The 18,140-nt window shown below is 69.0% G+C and carries 15 protein-coding genes and 1 pseudogene; 8 read left to right on the top strand and 8 right to left on the bottom strand.

Going from position 1 to position 18,140, the window contains the following annotated elements; translation table 11 throughout:
* Window positions 1–27 precede the first annotated feature (27 nt).
* Complete coding sequence (locus WD271_08640; protein MEX1007895.1) at window positions 28–726, bottom strand: rRNA adenine N(6)-methyltransferase family protein; 699 nt, start codon at window positions 724–726, stop codon at window positions 28–30.
* 95 nt (window positions 727–821) lie between these two features.
* A complete protein-coding gene (locus WD271_08635) occupies window positions 822–1,643 on the bottom strand; it encodes an SDR family oxidoreductase (GenBank protein ID MEX1007894.1) in 822 nt (273 codons plus the stop codon).
* Between the two features lie 47 nt (window positions 1,644–1,690).
* Here WD271_08635 and WD271_08630 point away from each other — a divergent pair, with 47 nt between their 5' ends.
* Window positions 1,691–2,671, top strand: coding sequence for an alpha/beta hydrolase (locus WD271_08630; protein ID MEX1007893.1), 981 nt, complete (start codon window positions 1,691–1,693; stop codon window positions 2,669–2,671).
* Between the two features lie 8 nt (window positions 2,672–2,679).
* Here the strand turns inward: WD271_08630 and WD271_08625 are convergent, their stop codons facing one another.
* Window positions 2,680–2,820 (bottom strand): hypothetical protein, encoded by a 141-nt coding sequence (locus WD271_08625; protein ID MEX1007892.1) that lies wholly within the window; start codon window positions 2,818–2,820, stop codon window positions 2,680–2,682.
* Between the two features lie 10 nt (window positions 2,821–2,830).
* Window positions 2,831–4,054, bottom strand: a complete 1,224-nt coding sequence (locus WD271_08620; protein MEX1007891.1) for an amidohydrolase family protein — start codon at window positions 4,052–4,054, stop codon at window positions 2,831–2,833.
* Between the two features lie 137 nt (window positions 4,055–4,191).
* On the opposite strand from WD271_08620, the gene WD271_08615 reads away from it, so the two are divergent.
* Window positions 4,192–5,409: a CoA transferase gene (locus tag WD271_08615; GenBank protein ID MEX1007890.1), complete on the top strand. Its 1,218-nt coding sequence runs from the start codon at window positions 4,192–4,194 to the stop codon at window positions 5,407–5,409.
* Here WD271_08615 and WD271_08610 read toward each other — a convergent pair.
* Window positions 5,406–5,621 (bottom strand): hypothetical protein, encoded by a 216-nt coding sequence (locus WD271_08610; GenBank protein MEX1007889.1) that lies wholly within the window; start codon window positions 5,619–5,621, stop codon window positions 5,406–5,408. The two genes, WD271_08615 and WD271_08610, sit on opposite strands and share 4 nt — an antisense overlap.
* Before the next feature lie 107 nt (window positions 5,622–5,728).
* On the opposite strand from WD271_08610, the gene WD271_08605 reads away from it, so the two are divergent.
* A complete protein-coding gene (locus WD271_08605) occupies window positions 5,729–10,333 on the top strand; it encodes an NAD-glutamate dehydrogenase (protein ID MEX1007888.1) in 4,605 nt (1,534 codons plus the stop codon).
* On the opposite strand, the gene WD271_08600 is transcribed toward WD271_08605, so the two are convergent.
* The gene (locus tag WD271_08600; protein ID MEX1007887.1) at window positions 10,330–11,919 is read right to left on the bottom strand and encodes an NAD(P)/FAD-dependent oxidoreductase; all 1,590 of its coding nucleotides are present in this window, start codon (window positions 11,917–11,919) and stop codon (window positions 10,330–10,332) included. The genes WD271_08605 and WD271_08600 overlap by 4 nt on opposite strands.
* Window positions 11,920–12,168: 249 nt before the next feature.
* Here WD271_08600 and WD271_08595 point away from each other — a divergent pair, with 249 nt between their 5' ends.
* The 3 genes from WD271_08595 (at window position 12,169) to WD271_08585 (ending at window position 15,371) form a co-directional block, all read left to right on the top strand.
* The gene (locus WD271_08595; GenBank protein ID MEX1007886.1) at window positions 12,169–12,741 is read left to right on the top strand and encodes a transglycosylase family protein; all 573 of its coding nucleotides are present in this window, start codon (window positions 12,169–12,171) and stop codon (window positions 12,739–12,741) included.
* Window positions 12,742–12,878: 137 nt separating this feature from the next.
* Window positions 12,879–14,501 (top strand): AarF/ABC1/UbiB kinase family protein, encoded by a 1,623-nt coding sequence (locus WD271_08590; GenBank protein MEX1007885.1) that lies wholly within the window; start codon window positions 12,879–12,881, stop codon window positions 14,499–14,501.
* Window positions 14,502–14,507: 6 nt separating this feature from the next.
* Window positions 14,508–15,371, top strand: coding sequence for a DNA-formamidopyrimidine glycosylase family protein (locus WD271_08585; protein MEX1007884.1), 864 nt, complete (start codon window positions 14,508–14,510; stop codon window positions 15,369–15,371).
* A gap of 71 nt (window positions 15,372–15,442) precedes the next feature.
* On the opposite strand, the pseudogene WD271_08580 reads toward WD271_08585, so the two are convergent.
* Together WD271_08580 and WD271_08575 are read right to left on the bottom strand one after the other, a co-directional pair.
* Window positions 15,443–15,915 (bottom strand): annotated as a pseudogene (locus WD271_08580) (DJ-1/PfpI family protein).
* Between the two features lie 4 nt (window positions 15,916–15,919).
* Entirely contained in the window at window positions 15,920–16,423 is a 504-nt protein-coding gene (locus WD271_08575; GenBank protein MEX1007883.1) for a DUF427 domain-containing protein, read from the bottom strand.
* A 79-nt stretch (window positions 16,424–16,502) separates the two neighbouring features.
* Between WD271_08575 and lgt the strand changes: the two genes are divergently transcribed.
* On the top strand, window positions 16,503–17,384 hold the full coding sequence (gene lgt, locus WD271_08570; GenBank protein MEX1007882.1) for a prolipoprotein diacylglyceryl transferase: 882 nt from the start codon (window positions 16,503–16,505) through the stop codon (window positions 17,382–17,384).
* Window positions 17,381–18,133, top strand: coding sequence for an ABC transporter ATP-binding protein (locus tag WD271_08565; protein ID MEX1007881.1), 753 nt, complete (start codon window positions 17,381–17,383; stop codon window positions 18,131–18,133). Before lgt ends, WD271_08565 begins: the two co-directional genes overlap by 4 nt.
* Window positions 18,134–18,140 lie beyond the last annotated feature (7 nt).

The following is an 18,140-nucleotide window of genomic DNA, read 5'->3' as shown; positions in this document are numbered from 1 at the left end:
TAGTCGGCGTGCGCGCGGCCGTCACCGTCATCGCGCAGTGAACCGGCGTACCCAGTCGTCGACCCCGCGCTGCGGCGGGGCTGCTGCGAATCGATCACGGACGAAGTCCATGAACTGCGGCGCGACTTCGACCGGCAGGAGGCCTGCCTCGCGCCGGGTAACGGTCAGCAGTGCGGCGTCGACGGACGGCGCGGGCCGGAACAGCTTGGCGGGAAGGCGGCGCGCACGGCGGAAGACCCACCACGGTCCCCACGACGCCCCGACGAGGTCGAGGGGGACCTGCGCCCCAGCTTGCGCGCGGGCTCGGGCGACCTGCCACTGGACGACGAGATCGGCGCGAACGAGTCCGCCGGCCGGATCGTCGAGCAGTCGGTGCAGAATCGCGGCAGTGCGGTTGAACGGCGGGTTGGCGAAGACACGGAACGGGGTCGACGGGAGCGGGAACTCGATCGCGTCGCACTCGAAGACGGTGACGGCGCTCGCGTCGCCAAAACGCTGAACCAGGCGCGCGACGAGAGACCGGTCGACTTCCACGGCGAAGACGCGCGCGCCACAGTCCACGAGTGCCGCGGTGAGCGCCCCGGACCCGGCGCCGAACTCGACGACGTGATCCGAGGGTGCGATTCCCGCTTCACGCGCGAGACGGCCCGCGAGCGCAGCGCTTTCGAGGAAGTGTTGTCCGAGATTTCTACCGTGCGACCGTCCGGGCCGTGATTGCCCGGGCACGGAACACCATCACCATGCCCACATGTGTCCTCTCGCAACCGTGAACTCCCAGCCCATCAGAGCCCGCCCGCCCTGTCCAGCGAATTTCTACGCGGTCAGGGATCGATCGGGCGGTTCGTCCAGCGACGGTCTTCGCGCCGTTCCGTCCGGAACCAACCGCCGGCCGCGCCGCTCCCGCCGTCGGTCAACAGCGTCTGGCCCACGATGAACTCCGACAGGTTGCTGGCGAGGAACAGGATCGCCCGCGCCTGGTCTTCGGGCTCACCCCGTCGGCCCAACGGTGCCCAGATCGGCCACAGGTTCCTGCCCCCGGTGTCGAGCTGCTCGTAGTCGACCTGTTGCGATTGCGTGAGGTCGGGGCCGATGCAGTTGACCCGCACTCCTCGCCCGGCAACGTCGACCGCAAGACACTTGGTGAAGTGGATCACCGCGGCCTTGAACGCGCCGTACACGGGATCGGGCGGGTAGCCGCGGGCGCCTTCGACCGACGACACGTTCACGATCGCGCCACTCTGCTGCTCGAGCATCGACGGCAGGAACGCGTGGGTGACCCGGAACACGTGGAGCAGGTTGATCTCGTACAGGTTCTGCCACATCTCGGGTTCGCTCTGGTCGAACGGCCTGACGCGCAGATAGTGCCCGACGTTGTTGACGAGCACGTCGATCCGGCCATGGGTCCCGAGCACATGGTCGCGGAGCCGGTCGACGTCGGCGTCCACGCGCACGTCGGTGGTGAGCGCATCCGCGTTCCCGCCGGTGGCGACGATGGCATCCGCCGTCGCCGATGCGGCGGGCTCGTCGATGTCGGCGATCACCACCGTCGCTCCGTGCTCCGAGAACAGGTCGGCGGTTGCCCTGCCGATCCCGTGCGCCGCGCCGGTGATGACAGCGATCCGTCCGTCCAGGAGAGGTTCCATGCCGCGCACCATAACGTTTGGGCCCTCGCAGGTCGACGGGAGGACAGATGAAACTCTGGAGTGACGAGATCGAGGCCATGCGTCCGGAGGCACGCGACGCGGTGGTCAACGGGATGGAAGCGATGCGGGCGATGATCGGCGACCGCGCCGCGATCGATCCCACACTCGACAAGTTCGCACGCGCCAAGCAGCAGCGGGAGGCGTTCACGCAGACATTCGTGACTGTCCCCGAAGCCGTCGAACGTGACATCGCGGGTGTGCGCTGTCGGGTGTTCGTTCCCGAGCAACAGCCCGCGCGGGCCGTCTACCTCCACTTCCACGGCGGCGGAATGATCCTCGGCGCGCCGGAGATGAGCGATGGCGGCAACCTGGCGTTCTGCCGTCGCTTCGCGATGGCGGTCGTGTCGGTCGACTACCGCATGGCGCCCGAGTACCCCTACCCGGCGGGGCCCGACGACGGGCTTGCCGTCGCTGCCTGGTTGCTCGAGCACGGCGAGGACGCGTTCGGCAGCGCGCGGTTGCTCATCGGTGGTGAGTCCGCAGGTGGTTACATGGCGGCCGCGGTGTTGCTGCGCATCCGCGACGAGCTCGGCGCGGCCCATCGTGTCGACGGTGCGAATCTTTTGTTCGGCGTGTACGACTGGGGTCGCTCGCCGAGCCAACGCGGTACGCGACCCACCGACATGCCCGACATCCTCGATCCGGCAGGGATCAAGTTCTTCGTGGAGTGCTACCTCCCGGACATGACCGACGACGATCGGCGAGCGCCCGAGATCTCACCCGCGTTCGCCGATCTCGACGATCTGCCACCGGCGCTCATGGCCGTCGGGAGTGCCGATCACCTGCTCGACGACACGCTCATGCTCGCGGCGCGCTGGGCTGCGGCGGAGAACGAGGTCGATCTGTTCGTCGCGCCCGACATGCCACACGCGTTCATGGCGTACCCGTGCGCGATCAGCACGCGGTGGATCGAGCACGCCGACAAGTGGTTTGCCGGCATCCTCTCGCGGCCCGCCCGCGCCGGCTGAGTCCGTCGCTACCGCCACATCTCGTCAGACGTGAGTACCGCGACATCGGCGCGGTACACGAGTCGCCGGAGGTAGGCGAGTTGACTCGCGGTTCGGCCCGCGAGTGCGTCGTCGTCAGCAGCATCAGTCGGCGGCGGGTCCTCGTGCACGGTGTCCTCGTCAGCTCATCGAGCGGCGGAGGGCTTGGTTTGCACCCTCGGGGAGCTCGGTGAGCGGCTCGGCGATCTCGGCGACCGTTGGCCCCACGCGCTCCGCCTCGGGCGCGAGCGCGTCGAGGTCGAAGTCGTAGAGCTTGGCCGCATTGCCGGCGAGAATCTCCTGGAGCTCGTCGGGCGGCGTCTCGCCGAAGACCTGGCGCAGGTGCTCCTTCGTGAAGGGGTGCGTGCCCTCGTCGTGCGGGTAGTCGCTGCCCCACATGAACCGGTTGGGTCCGAGGGCGATGCGCGCCGCGGCGTCGGGTGGGCGGGGCTGGCTCGCGCCCACCCAGAAGTTCTGCTCGACGCATTCCGTGGCGTTCTTCTGGAGGACGTGCTCGTCGGTGTAGCGGAGCTCACCGATCGCCTTGTTCGAACGGATGTTGTCGAGCACCTGATCGAGCTGTGCGCACACCTGCGGGATCCACGCGCAGCCCATCTCGGTGAGCGAGAACTTCAAATTCGGGAAGCGTTCGAACACGCCGCCGAGAATCGTGTGCACGAACGGACGCTGCGAGTAGAAGCCGGTCTCGGTGATGTAGAGGAGTTGGCTCACCGGGAGCGGGCCGTAGCTGGGGTTACCGGTGCCGCCGTGACAGGCCACGACGATCTCGAGATCCTGGCACACCTCCCAGAGCGGGTCGTAGTAGGGCTCGTACAGGTGCTTGACCCAGTGCACGTCGGGCGGGACGTTCGGCAGGAGGATGCCGCCGCGCAGCCCCTGCTCCTTGCACCACTTCGCGTCGTCGATCGCGTCGTCGATGTCGTTGAGGAAGATCTGGCCGACGCCGGCGCGCCGTTCCGGGTACTCGGCGCAGAAGTCGACCAGCCAACGGTTGTGCGCGCGGACCCCGGCGAGCCGGTGCTCGTACTCGTCGGGGGGCGGGGGAGCGGCGAACAGTACGAAGCTCGGGAAGAACGGCGGCACGGTGTTCGGGAAGATCACCTCGCCGACGACGCCGTCGTGCTCTTCGTCGTTCCAACGGCGCTCGCTGTCCCAGTTGCGCACGCGCTCGCTGGTGTCGCGCAGGTCCTTGAAGGGGTTCTTGTACTTGTTGCGCCACGCGTCGAAGTCGTCGAGGTACGCCTTGTCGAGGTATTCGCGGTACTGGGCGTGGCTGCCGCCGGCGTGGGTGTCGGCGGAGATGATCGTGTAGTGGTCGGTCGGCTGCATGGTCTTCGTGGCCATCGGGGTCCTCTCGACTTCCTCGGGCTCCAACTCCGTTCGGGCACGGAGCCAGCTCGGCGCGTCCACCTAGTGCAGCACATCGAGGGGGGCGCGGCCACCTTCGGGGCGTCATCGGGGAGCAGGTAGCGTCAGCCCCGATGACGCAGCCGCTCACCGGGATCAAGGTGCTCGAGTTCTCGGAACACGGCTTCGTGCCGTCGGCGGTCGCGGTGCTCGCGGACTGGGGCGCGGAGGTCGTGAAGATCGAGCGCCACCACGGCGACCCGATGCGGCGCGTGATCACCGACGGGCTCATGCCCGACGCCGACGGCTTCGACTACCTCTTCGAGCTCGTCAACCGCAACAAGCGCGGCATCGCGCTCGACGTGACGGTGCCCGACGGCCGCGCGGTGTTCGAGCGGCTCGTGCGGTGGGCCGACGTGTACGTCACCAACCAGCTCCCCCGCGTCCGCCGCAAGCTGCACACCGAGCCGGACGACCTCTTCGCGCTGAACCCGAGGCTCGTCTACGCGAAGGGGCACGGGCAGGGCCAGCGTGGTCCCGATGCCGAGGCGGGTGGCTTCGACTTCGTGTCGTACTGGGCCCGAGGCGGCGTCGGCTATCTGCTCACCGACCCGGATTCCCCGCGCCCGACGCACCAGCGCGGCGCGATGGGCGACATCCCAACCGGTGGTTGGTTCGCCGGCGGTATCTGCGCCGGCGTCGTGCAGGCGCTCCGCACGGGGAAAGGTGTCGTCGTCGACACGTCGCTGCTCAACGGCGCTGCGTGGCTTCTCGGTCCCGACCTCGCGTACACCTCGGCCACGGGTAAGGAAGCCGCACGCGGCACCCCGGCGGCCGACAAGATGAATCCGCTCGCGTATCCGTACCTCACCAAGGATCAGCGGTGGGTGTTTCTGGCGATGGTCGAGTGGCAGCCGTACTGGCCGCGCTTGTGCCGGGCACTCGGCCTCGACGATCTCGTTGGCCGGTACACATTGGAGAAGACCGAGGACGGCGCGGCGTGGGCGGCGGCGAACGCCGCGATCAGCGGTGCGATCGGTGCGCTCACGTATGACGAGCTCGAGGAGCGACTGCAGGCGGAGCGGTGCATCTACGCACCGCTTCACGCGCCGCACGAAGTCCTCGCCGATCCCGCGGTGCTCGAGAACGGTTACGTGATGCGCCACCCGGAACATCCCACCGCGGTGCTGTCGGCCGCCCCCGCACAGTTCGACGACGAACTGCCGTCGATCCGCCGCCCGGGTCCCAAGCTCGGGGAACACTCGCGTGAAGTGCTCACCGAGCTCGGTTACACCTCCGCCGAGATCGACACCCTTGCTCGCGAGGGCGTTGTGCTCGAAGCTGAGTACTAGTCGCCCTTGAGGGCGACGGCGTTGGGGGTGACGTTCATCTTCGGCTCGTACTCGGCGACCTCGATGGTGCGTGCCTCACGGTCGAACAGGTCGTGGAGCTGGGCGCGGCACTCGGTGCAGATGCCGTAGAAGCGCATCGGCGCGGTCTGTCCGCAGCGCATGCACTCCATGTCGATCGGTGTGAGGTCGACCGGCTTGTTCTCTCCTGGCACTCACGCTCCTCTGTCACGCCGCTTTGGACCCTCGGCGAGCGGAGAGTGTGGCGCGCCCGGGGTCGTGGTTGGGGGATGGTCGTCCCACGGCTGCGTAGGGTGTCGGCGTGGCCGAGTCGTTCGAAGGTGTGTACTTCGCGTCGGCCGATCCCGCCGACCTGACATTCCTCACGGAAGCAGACCGCGCGGCAGCTGCACGCTCGCATCTCGACCTTGCCGCGCATCGAGCTCCCGGCGCCGAGGTGGTGCGGGTCGTCAACGCGACACGGGCAACCGAGGGATGGCAATCGCCGCACACCGTCGTCGAGATCGTCACCGACGACATGCCGTTCGTCGTCGACAGCGTGAGCGCGCTCCTCGCGCGCGCGGGCTACGAGATCCACCTGCTGCTCCATCCAGTTGTCGGCCGTGAGTCGTTCGTGCACGCAGAGATCGATCGCGAGAGCGATCGCGCGGTCCTCGACGCGCTCGCGGCTTCGATCGAGTCGGCCCTTGCCGATGTGCGCGTTGCGGTAGACGATTGGCAGGCCATGCGCGATCGCGCGCTCGAGCTCGTGGCCGAGCTCCGCGACGCGCCACCACCGCCGATCGATCCCGGAGACGTTGCCGAGGCGGCCGCGTTCCTGGAGTGGCTCGTCGACGACCACTTCACGTTCGTGGGTGCCTGTGATGACACCGGTGGCGCCCCCCTCGGCATCGTCCGCAGGCGCGTGCCATCAGGCCTTCCGGGCAACGCCGCCGAGCCGTACGTCCTCACGCTCACGAAGGTGCTCGAGCGTTCCACGGTGCACCGTGCGGTCCCGCTCGACTTCGTCGGCGTGAAGCGCTTCGACGCACGCGGCGCGGTGGTGGGCGAGCAGCGCTTCTTCGGGCTCTACACGGCCACGGTCTACAGCGAGCAGACGAGCGAGCTTCCCTTCGTGCGCCGGAAGGCCGAGGAGGTGACGGCCCGTGCCGGCTTCCCCCCGACGAGCCACGACGGTCGCACACTCGCCAACGTCATCGAGACGATCCCACGCGACGAGATGTTCCGACTGTCGACGGATCGCCTCTTCGGTCTGGCGATGGGGATCATGCATCTCGGGGATCGGCGCCGGGTCCGCCTCTTCGTCGGAGGCGACGACTTCGGCCGGTTCGTGACCTGCCTGGTGTACCTGCCGCGCGACCGGTACACGACGCCCGTACGCGTCGCGATCCTCGATGCCTTGCAGCGTGCGTTCCGCGGGAACGAGATCGACTTCACGGTGCTGGTCAGTGAGACGGTGCTCGCGCGGCTGCACGTTGTGGTGCAGACGCCGCGGACGCCAACGGTCGACGAAGCCGCGCTCGAGTCCGAGCTCGCGACGCTTGCACGGGCGTGGCCCGACGACCTGCGCGACGCGCTCGTCGCCGCGCGGGGTGAGGAGCGGGGGCTCGACACCTTCCGGGTGTGGAGGAACGCCTTTCCACCCGCGTACCAGGCGGACGTCGCCGCGGTCGACGCCGTCGCCGACGTCGCGGTGCTCGAGCAGGGCGATGACCTCGCGATCCACCTCGACCATGCGGCGAACGGCGACGGCGTCGCGCGCCTGCGGCTGTACCGCGCGGGCTCGCCCTTCCTGCTGTCCGACGTGATGCCCGTCCTCGAGCACCTCGACGTGATCGTCGTCGACGAGCGCCCCTACGCGATCGTGCCCGCCGGTTCGCCACCCAAATGGATCTACTCGTTCGGGGTGCGCGCCGCGTTGGGCGACCCCCTCGCGGAACCCGACGCGCAGGTGCGTGCTGCCGAGCTGTTCCTCGGGGTCTGGGCGGGCGAGATCGAGAACGACGGACTCAACCGCCTCGTGCTGCGAGCGGGGCTCAGCGCTCGTCAGGTGGTGGTGGTCCGCGCACTCGTCAAGTATCTGCATCAAGCCGGGATGCGCTTCACCGAGGCGTCGTTCGCGGACGCGCTTGCCGCGAACCCGCGCCCGGCGAAGCTGATCGTCGACTTGTTCGAGGCGCGCTTCGAGCCCGAGCTCTCCGATTCCGACCGCGTCATACGTGTCGAGGGGATCGACGCCGAGCTCGAGCGTGAGATCGACTTGGTGCGGAGCCTCGACGAGGACCGCATCCTGCGCGCTCTCGTCGAGGTGGTGCGGGCCGCGGTGCGCACCAACGCGCGCCGGAGCGGCGCGACGGCAGCTCTCTCCGTCAAGCTCGACCCCACCAAGCTCTCTTTCCTCCCCGCCCCGCGTCCGCGGCACGAGATCTGGGTGTACTCGCCGCGCGTCGAGGGTGTGCACCTCCGCGGGGGCGACATCGCGCGCGGCGGCCTGCGCTGGTCCGACCGGCGTGACGACTTCCGCACCGAGGTGCTCGGGCTCATGAAGGCGCAGACCGAGAAGAACGCCGTGATCGTGCCGGTCGGCGCGAAGGGCGGGTTCGTCGTGAAGCAGCCTCCTTCCGACGCCGCGGCACTGCGCGAGGAAGTGCTCGCGTGCTACCGCACGTTCGTGCGTGGCCTGCTCGATGTCACCGACAACCTCGTCGACGGTGCGGTCGTGCCTCCGCCCGGCGTCGTGCGCCACGACGATGACGATCCCTATCTCGTCGTTGCCGCCGACAAGGGCACGGCCACGTTTTCCGACGTCGCCAACGAGCTCGCGGCTGAGTACGGCTACTGGCTCGGCGACGCCTTCGCGTCGGGGGGATCCTCGGGCTACGACCACAAGGAGATGGGCATCACGTCGCGCGGGGCGTGGACCTCGGTGCGCGCGCATTTCCGCGCGATGGGGATCGACGCGGACGCGGCCGAGCTCACCGTGGTAGGTATCGGCGACATGTCGGGCGACGTGTTCGGCAACGGCATGTTGCGCTCGCAGCATCTGAAGTTGGTCGCAGCTTTCGACCATCGCCACGTGTTCCTCGATCCCCACCCCGATCCCGAGGCGAGCTACCGCGAACGCGCTCGCTTGTTCACGCTCCCGACGTCGTCGTGGGCCGACTACGACCCCGCGGCCATCTCGGTCGGTGGTGGCGTGTACCCGCGCGACGCGAAGTCGCTCCCGATCTCCACGGAGGCGAGGCGTGTGCTCTCGCTCGACGTCGAGACGCCCACCCCCGACGAAGTGATCTCGGCCGTCCTCCGCGCGCCGGTCGACCTGCTGTGGAGTGGGGGTATCGGCACGTTCGTGAAGGCGACCACGGAGGCCCACGCGGAGGTCGGCGACCGTGCCAATGACGCAATCCGCGTAGACGCGACCGCACTGCGGTGCAGGGTGGTCGCGGAGGGCGGGAACCTGGGTCTCACCCAGCGCGCGCGTGTCGAGTTCGCGCTTACGCCATCGCCGTTCAGGCACGGAGCCGGTGGGCGCGTGAACACGGACGCGATCGACAACTCCGCCGGGGTCGACTGCTCCGATCACGAGGTCAACATCAAGATCCTCCTGCGGGCCGCGATCGTCGCCGGGCAACTCGCCGAAGCAGACCGGGTACCGCTCCTCACGGCCATGACCGACGACGTCGCCGCGTTGGTGCTCGCCGACAACGAGGCGCAGACGAATGCGCTGGAGATCGCCGCGGTCGAAGCGCCCACCCTCGTCGGTGTCCACGCGCGCCAGATGGAGCGCCTCGAGCAGACCGGCCTCCTGGATCGCGCGCTCGAACGGCTGCCCGACGCCAAGGCGCTCCAGGAACGGCACTCCGCCGGTTGGGGACTCACTGCGCCCGAGCTTGCCGTGCTCCTCGCGTTCACCAAGCTCGATCTGCAACGCGCGCTCGTCGGTTCCGACGTCCCCGACGATCCGTACTTGAGGCGCGAACTGCACGGTTACTTCCCTCCACCGCTGCGCGACCGCTTCGGCGAGCTGATCGACGCGCACGCCCTGCACCGCGAGATCACCGCCACCGTCGCCGCCAACGCCGTCGTCAACCGTGCCGGTATCAGCTACCTGTCGCGCTTGGCCGATGAGACCGGCGCGAGCCTTCCCGTGCTCACGCGCGCGCACATCGTCGCTCGCGACGTCTTCGAGATGAGCGACACGTGGTCGGCGATCGACGCGCTCGACCTGGTCGTTCCTGCTGCCACGCAAGACAACATGTTCCTCGCGGCGACACGGCTCGTCGAGCGCGCGGCGCGTTCGCTGGTTCGTTACGGTGGGAACCTCGATCTCGGGCCCACGGTGGCGCGCTACCGCGAGCCGGTCGCCACGGTCGTCGCCCGGTTGTCGGATCTGGTGATCGGCGCCGACGCCGAACAGCTGGTGGCGGAAGCCGAGCAACTGCGGGCCGACGGCGTGCCCGCGGAGCTCGCGACCCGCGTTGCCGGTTTCAATGCCGCGATCGCGGCGCTGGCGATCGCCGAGTTGGCCGCCGCCCGAGGTGCCGACGTCGAGGAGATCGCCAGGGTTCACTTCGCGGTGCTCGACCGATTGCGGCTCGACTGGCTTCGCGATCGCATCGCCGCGCTGCCGCGTGCGGATCGCTGGCAATCGGAGGCGCGAGCCGCGCTGCGTGACGACGTTGCCGACCTCCATCGCGCCATTACCGAGGATGTGCTCCTGACGACCGAGCCCGGCGCGGCGCCCGCGGCCCGCGTCGACCAGTGGGTCCGCGGCCACCCCGACGCGGTGGGGCGTTACCTCGAGGTGCTGACCGATATCGAGGCAGACGGTGTGTTCGACCTCGCGACCCTCGGCGCGGCCCGCCGCGAGCTCCGCGAGCTCCGCGGCCCACGCGAGCCTGCCTAGCTGTAGTGACCCGCGCTGAAGACTCGGCGTACGCGGTCGGCGAACAGCGCGGCCCGCGCGGCGTTCGCGCCACACGCGCCGTGGACGCCGCCGCCGGGGTGCGCGGACGCCGAGGCGAGGAACAACCCGCGCACGGGGGTCTCGGCTCGGCCCAACCCCGGCACCGGCCGGAACACGAGCTGTTGGGAGAACGCCATCGTGCCGCCCCCGAGCGCGCCGCCGACCAGGTTGGCGTCGCGCGCTTCGAGCGCGGGGGGCGGCAGGAGGTGCCGGGCGGTGATGAGCGCGCGGAAGCCGGGCGCGTGCTCTTCGATCACCGTTTCCATCCGGTCGGCGAACAACTCGGCGTCGCGGTCGTCCCAGGTGCCGGTGAGCTCGGCGCCGGCGTCGCCGCGCGGTGACTGGGGAACGTGGGTGTAGGCCCACACCGTCTCGGTGCCGGGCGGTGAACGAGTGGGATCGGCCTTGTTCATCTGGCCCATCAGCACGAACGGGTGCGCGGGGATCTGGCCCCGGGCGAGGTCGGCGGCGTAGGCGATGACGCGGTCCATGCTGTCGCAGAGGTGGACCGTGCCCGCTCGTGTCGCGGGCTCGGCGCGCCAGGGGATCGGTCCCGACAGCGCCCAGTCGATCTTGAACGTCCCGTGGTCCCACTGGAAGCGGTCGAGCGATCGCACGAATCGCGCCGGGAGGTGGTCTTCGCCGACCAGATCCCGATAGAGCGCGGGCGCGGCCACGTCGGCGAGCACGCCACGCGGTGCGTCGATCGTGTCGCCGTCGGCGAGTTCCACCGCGACCGCGCGCCGCCCGTTCACCACCACTCGCACGACCGGTGACGAACACCGGATCTCACCACCGCGCGCAACGAGGCGGCGGACGAGCGCGGCGGTGAGCTGCCCCGCGCCCCCCTCGGGTACGGGGAAACCGTGCTGTTGACCGATGCAGCTGAGGAACCAGCCGAGGTAACCGCTCGGTGGCGAGTCCGGATCGACGTCGCTGTGCAATGCGTTCCCCGTGAGCAGGAGCGCGCCACCCTCCCCGCGGAACTGCTCACGTGCGAGGCGGCGCACGGACAGGAGGGCCGTGCGCGAGAAGTCGAGGAGGCCGCGCGGGCCGAGCGCGAGCGCCAGGCGCGAGGCCGCGCGCACGGGTGGCATCGGCGTGAGCATCGCGTCGAGCAGCGGGTCGGCGATCCGCTCGAAGCTCGCGTAACAGTCGCGCCAGGCGTCACCGTCGCCATCCGAGTACGTCTCGAGCGACTGCGCGGTCTCACCCACCGCGGTGGACAGCACCGCGCACCTGCCGTCGGCTGTGGGGTGCGCGAGCGCGAGGGGCGCCTTCCGCCACCGGAGTCCGTACTGGGCGAGGTCGAGCGACCGCATCACCGGTGACGAGATCCCGAGCGGGTAGAACGCGCTGAACACATCGTGGACGAAGCCGGGATGCGTGAGCTCCGCGCTGCGGACCGCGCCACCGGGCTCGGGCTGGGCCTCGAGCACCAGCACCTTCCATCCCGCGTCCGCGAGCAGGTTTGCGGTGACGAGCCCGTTCGGCCCCGCCCCGATCACGACCGCGTCGGCTTGCACGGGAGCGACGGTACTTCAGCCCTGGTGGCGGGGGCGTATCAGACCGTAGAGTCCTCTTCTGACCGTTCGAGTCGTGAACGGGCGAAATGCGCCTCCCCCGGCTGTAGACATCGCGGGCCCGACCACTACCTTGCCGGCCGGAGCACACCACCCGTGCAGCCCCCGGGCCGGCGTTCTCCTTCCCCCAAACCCAAACCGTCTCTCCGCGCGCGCGCGGCGAGGCACCGACAACCGAAAGGAACACGACCGATGCGAAAGCGGACGTTGCTCATCGTTGCGCCGCTCTGTGTCGTGGCGCTCGCGGCCGGCGTTGCCGTCGCGGCACCATCGAGCAGAGCAAGCGCCAGCGATCCAAGACTCGACAACCCCAATGCGGTGCGGCCGATCGCCGCTTCCGCCAGTGCGTTGGAACTCAATGCGCTCGGCGCGATGTTCGATCAAGTCGTTGCCTACGCGCTCGACGTTCAACTTCACGAGCTGGTTGCCTTCCTCGATGGCCTTGCCGCCGATGAAGCCGCCGCTCGAGCTCAGCTCACCGTCACACGGCCCTTTACGCCGGCTTCGGTGGGCAACGGTGACTTCCTCTCGTGTGTGAAGCAACGCGAGAGCGGTGGTGACTACACCATCCACAACACCGGCGGGTCCGGTGCATCGGGCGCGTACCAGTTCATGCCGGGCGCCTGGAACTCGATCGCCGGCTCTGTTGGTCGTGACGACCTCGTCGGCACCGATCCGGCGGCAGCATTGCCGGCAGACCAGGACGCCATGGCGGCTGCCCTCTACGCCCAGCGTGGTGCCGGGCCCTGGGGTGGCGGCTGCTAGCCCGCACCTTTCAGACCGGCCCGCGCGCGTGAGCGCGGGCCGGTCCCACACATGGGTCGCTCGCTGCTCGCCGGGTTACCCGGCTCGCCGCCGCTCGCTCTGCGGCCTCGAAACCGGCCGGTAGCGTGGCGTGCGTCATGACCACGCCCAGCGCTCTGCCGGACCCTTCCCCCGATCTCGAGTTCGGTTCGTTCAGTGAGTGCGGTCCCTGGGTCCTCGACCCCGACGAGATCCCGTGGCGCTGGGAGATCGACCGCCTCCGTCGTGGCACGCGCCGGGAGGTCCCACGACTCCTTGCACCGGGGCGGCTCCCCCCACTGGGTCGTCTCGCGCGCACGATCACGGAGATCTCGAGAGCGCTCGCGGGGTGGTTCGTCTTCGAGTACCGCCGTCCGCAATCCCGTGCCGGGATCTCCCGGCGGCTGCGCCGCGCGTTCGGGCACCTCGGCTCGAGTTATGTGAAGCTGGGTCAGATCATCTCGGGCGGCGAGGGGCTCTTTCCCGACGAGCTGGTCACCGAGTTCAAGCAGCTCCGCGACCGCGTGCCGCCTGAATCGTTCGACGACGTCAGGGCGGTCGTCGAGGTCGACCTCGGGGGCACGCTCGAGGAGCTCTTTGCCTCGTTCGACGAGGTCCCGATCGCCGCGGCCTCGATTGCACAGGTGCACGCGGCCCGGCTCGTTACCGGCGAAGAGGTGGTCGTCAAGGTGCAGCGCCCGCGGGTGGCGCAGCTGTTCCGCGACGACATCGCCGCGCTCTCGTGGCTGGCACCTCGCCTCATCGGCCGCATCCCGGTCACCGCACTCGCTAACCCGCCCGCGCTCGTCGAGCTGTTCGCGGAGACCGTCATCGAAGAGCTCGACTTCCGCCTCGAGGCAGAGAACATGCTCGACATCGCCAACGTGCTCGCGCGGACACAGCAGCGGGGCATCATCGTCCCCCGGCCGCACCCCACGATGGTGACCCGGCGCGTCCTCGTGATGGAACGGTTGCGCGGGTTCGCATACGACGACGTCGAGTCGATGCACGCGGCCGGCATCGACACGCACGCGATGTTGCAGGCCGGGTTGATCGCATCGCTCGAGGGCGCGCTGATCTTCGGCGTGTTCCACGGCGACCTCCATGGCGGCAACATCGTCGTGCAGCCCGACGGCCGCACCGCGTTGTTCGACTTCGGCATCACCGGTCGTCTCGACGAACCGCAACGGCTGGCGTTCTTGCGGCTGCTCGTGCTCGGCACCACGGGCGACGTGCGCGGGCAACTCGCGGCGCTGCGCGACCTCGGCGCGTTCCCGCCCGACGTCGACCTCGACGTTGTGGTCGCCGACCTCGACCTCGACGGGCCGGTCAAGGACCCCGCGCAGATGTCGGCCGACGAGCTGGTGCGCGAGATGCGCGAAATCACGAAGAAGCTGCTCGGCTACGGCGCACGCGCGCCGAAGGAGCTCATGCTGTTCGTGCGGAACATGATGTTCCTGAACAGCGCCACCGCGATCCTCGCACCCGACCTCGACATGCTCCAGCAGATGGTCTCGATCTACATGTACTTCGCGCAGACACACGGCGAGCAGATCATGCGAGAGGTCGGTGTCGACGCGAAGTTCGCCACGCCCGACCCCGACGCCCTCCGTGCCACGTTTATGGTGGATCCCAGCGTCGAGACGCTCACGTTTCGCGACCTCCAGGAGCGCCGCCAAGACATCCGCCAGAAGATGCAGCAGTCCCGTCGCGGGTCACGTCGCCGCGGCCGCGCCGGGTAGCCACCGATGCCCGAGCTGCCGCAGATGCAGGCGCTGGCCGAACGGCTCGACGTCGAACTCGCGGGCTCCGCGCTCGAAGCGGTGGAACCACTCGGTTTCTCGGCGCTGAAGACGGTATCGCCGTCGCCGGACGCGCTCGTCGGCGCGACGCTCGAGCGCGTCGGCCGGTACGCGAAGTACCTCATCCTCGATTTCAGTCCTTCTCCCCGTTCAGGCACGGAGCCGGCGGGTCGCATCCTCGTGCACCTGTCACAGGCGGGGCGGCTCGACATCGAGGAGCCGCCGAAACGCACGAAGGGCAAGGGCTCGGTGGTGCGGTTCCGGTGGTCGAACGGGAAGGCCACGCTCGTGCGCGAGTACGGCCACGAGCGCAAGGCCGCGTGGTGGGTCCTCGCACCGGGCGACGACGGTCCGCTTTCCACGCTCGGTCCCGAGCCGGCGTCCGACGAGTTCGCCGAGTTCGTCCTACACGGCGACGACCGTCGCCGCGTGCACACCATCCTGCGCGACCAGCACACCGTCGCCGGTGTCGGGCGCGGCTACGCCGACGACGCGCTGTGGCGCTCGCAGCTGTCGCCGTACGCGTCGCTCGCGTCACTCGACGACGACGAGCGGGCGCGCCTCCTCGACGCGATCCGCGGCGTGCTCGCCGACGGCCTCGAACTCGAACGCGGACGCGAAGGTGGTCTGTCGCAACCGAAGCTCGGCGACCACTTCGAGGTGCACGCCCGCTACGGCACGCCGTGCCCGCGCTGCGGCGAGACGCTGCGCCGCGTCAGCTACGAGAGCCACGAGGTCGCGTACTGCCCCAAGTGCCAGACCAACGGCAAAGTCCTCGCCGACCGCAGGCTGTCCAGGTTGGTGAAATAACAACGAACCTGCGTCGTTCGTGGGCGCTCTACGACCATGAACGACGCAAGGTCTAAGGATTACTCGATCGACAGCTGGATCGCGCACGCGACGTCGTCGCCCGCGATCCGCGCCGCCACCAGCAACGCCGTGTCGATTCCCGACGACACCCCTGCGGCGGTGACGATCTTGCCGTGTTCTACGACGCGCTCCGCGACCGGGATCGCGCCCAAGCGACCGAGGTGTTCCATCGCGAGCCAATGCGTTGTGGCGGGCACACCCTGGAGGATGCCGGCGGCTGCGAGCACCAATGACCCCGTGCACACCGACGTGGTGTACCGCGACGTCCGCCCGGCACGAGCACGATGTCGGGTGCCAGGACATCCTCGAGCACCGTGTCGGCGACGATCGCGAGCGAGCCGTCTTCCGTGCGCTTCACACCAGGCTCGGCGGCGGCGAACCGCACGGTCATTCCGGGCACGCGCTGGAGCACCTCGTACGGCCCGACCGCGTCGAGCGCGGTCACCCGGTCGAACAGCAGCACGGCAAGCTCTGTCGCTACCACGCTGTCACCACCCCCTCGAGCCAGGGCCGCCCTTGAAGGGCCCCACGATCTTCGACGTGATCCAACCGCCATAGAAGCGGCCGGGTTGCGGCACGACAAGGTCGTCGTCGACGAAACACGCATCCATGCGTCCCGCGTAGAACGCGACGTAGGTGGCGATCGACGCGAACGCCTCGTTCGGACGTTCGTAACCCCATGCGGCTTCGTGCGCGACCTCGGTGCCGCCGCGCACCGTGAAGTAGTGGGCGCGGCCCTTCCATTCGCAGAACGACACACCCTTCGCGGGATCGAGCGCCCCTGCCGCGACGTCGTCGGGCGGGAAGTAGTAGTTGGGTGGGTGGCTCGTCTCGAGCACGCGGTACCCACGCGTCGTCTCCGCGATCGTCTGGCCGCCGAACACCACCACGAGCCGTGCGGTCACCGGCTCGAGCCGCGGCGGCCGCGGGTAGTCCCACACCGACTCCTGGTCGGGACCAGCGCGCTCGGGTTCGGGTCGCGTCGAGAACATCGACGTCGATCGTACGGCGAGGCCGACCGGCTCAGTGGTGGAGAGCACCCCTACTTGTCCACCCCTACGATGCGAGGTCGTGCTCGCGTCGATCCCGAGCCCCGACAGCGGGAACCTCGGGCCCTTCCACATGTACGGCGTGCTGCTTGCCGTCGGCGTTCTCGTTGCCGTGCTCATCGCGGAGCGACGGTGGCGCCGGCGCGGCTACGGGTCGCCGGGAATCTCCGACATCGCCTTCTGGGTCGTGATCTGGGGCGTCATCGGAGCGCGCCTCTACCACGTGATCACCGACTACCAGAGGTTCGACGACGACCCGCTGCGCGCGTTCCAGATCTGGAAGGGCGGGCTCTCCATCTGGGGGGCCGTCATCGGCGGCGCGATCGCGGTGATCGTCATCACACACCGACGGCACATGTCGACGCTCGTCGTGATGGATTGCATGGCGCCCGGCATCCTCATCGCGCAGGCGATCGGGCGCTGGGGGAACTGGTTCAACCAGGAGTTGTTCGGGAAGCCCACAACGCTCCCGTGGGGTCTCGAGATCTCGCCCGCGCACCGGCCGTTCGGGTACGGGCAGTACCCGACGTTCCACCCCACGTTCCTCTACGAGTCGCTCTACTGCATCGCGCTCGTCGGCATCCTGTTGCTCGCGGAAAAGAAGCTGCCGCTGAAACAGGGGCAGACGTTCGCGCTCTACGTGATCCTCTACACCTTCGGCCGGTTCTGGTTCGAGAACCTGCGCATCGACCCCGCGCACGACATCGGCCCGTTGCGCGTCAACGCGTGGGTGAGCGTTGCCCTCTTCGCGTTCGGGATCGGGTGGTTCTGGTGGCTCGGCCGTCACCAGCCGCCCCAACGCCGCCCCGGTCAGGAAGTGTCAACGGCCGAGTCTTCGGAACCGACCGCGACAAAGTCGGAAACTAGGGTGTCACGGTCCTCCCCAACCGAGGAGTCTGCGTGACCGAGACGACCACCGCTCCCCACACGAGCACTGCGGCGCGTACTGTCGACGCGTCCAAGATCTATGGCGAGGGCGAAGCCGAGGTGCGCGCGCTCGACGGTGTGTCGGTGGACTTCGAGTCGGCGCGCATGACGGCCATCATGGGTCCGTCCGGATCGGGCAAGTCCACGTTGCTGCACTGTCTGGCTGGTCTCGACCGGCTCACCTCCGGCCAGATCTTCCTCGGTGACTCGGAGCTCAGCTCGCTGAACGAGAAGCAGCTCACGCTCATCCGGCGCGACAAGATCGGTTTTGTCTTCCAGTCCTACAACCTGATCCCCACGCTCAACGCGCTCGAGAACATCACGCTCCCGATGTCGCTGGCGCGCACGAAGCCCGATCCGGAGTGGCTCGACACCGTGGTGAAGACGGTTCGCCTGAGCGACCGCCTCACGCACCGGCCGGCCGAGCTCTCGGGTGGGCAGCAGCAGCGCGTCGCGGTCGCGCGCGCGTTGCTCGGCCGGCCCGAGATCGTGTTCGCCGACGAGCCCACCGGTAACCTCGACCGGCGCTCGGGTGCGGAGATCCTCACGTTCATGCGTCGAGCGGTCGACGACCTCGGTCAGACCACGGTGATCGTCACGCACGACCCGGTCGCGGCAGGTTACGCCGATCGCATCGTGTTCCTCGCCGACGGCAAGGTCGTCGACGAGATGACCGACCCCACAGCCGAGCGCGTGCTCGACCGGATGAAGAACCAAGGCGAGTAGCGCGCGG

Source organism: Acidimicrobiia bacterium (assembly GCA_040880805.1).
Lineage (GTDB): Bacteria > Actinomycetota > Acidimicrobiia > IMCC26256 > DASPTH01 > DASPTH01.
Note: the sequence above shows the minus strand (reverse complement) of the source record. Positions and strands in the feature narration are given on the sequence as shown.

Coding starts and splice junctions, on each gene's coding strand:
- WD271_08635 (MEX1007894.1), bottom strand. CDS start 1,643: ATGGAACCTCTCCTGGACGGACGGATCGCTGTCATCACCGGCGCGGCG.
- WD271_08630 (MEX1007893.1), top strand. CDS start 1,691: ATGAAACTCTGGAGTGACGAGATCGAGGCCATGCGTCCGGAGGCACGC.
- WD271_08620 (MEX1007891.1), bottom strand. CDS start 4,054: ATGGCCACGAAGACCATGCAGCCGACCGACCACTACACGATCATCTCC.
- WD271_08615 (MEX1007890.1), top strand. CDS start 4,192: ATGACGCAGCCGCTCACCGGGATCAAGGTGCTCGAGTTCTCGGAACAC.
- WD271_08595 (MEX1007886.1), top strand. CDS start 12,169: ATGCGAAAGCGGACGTTGCTCATCGTTGCGCCGCTCTGTGTCGTGGCG.
- WD271_08590 (MEX1007885.1), top strand. CDS start 12,879: ATGACCACGCCCAGCGCTCTGCCGGACCCTTCCCCCGATCTCGAGTTC.
- WD271_08585 (MEX1007884.1), top strand. CDS start 14,508: ATGCCCGAGCTGCCGCAGATGCAGGCGCTGGCCGAACGGCTCGACGTC.
- WD271_08575 (MEX1007883.1), bottom strand. CDS start 16,423: ATGTTCTCGACGCGACCCGAACCCGAGCGCGCTGGTCCCGACCAGGAG.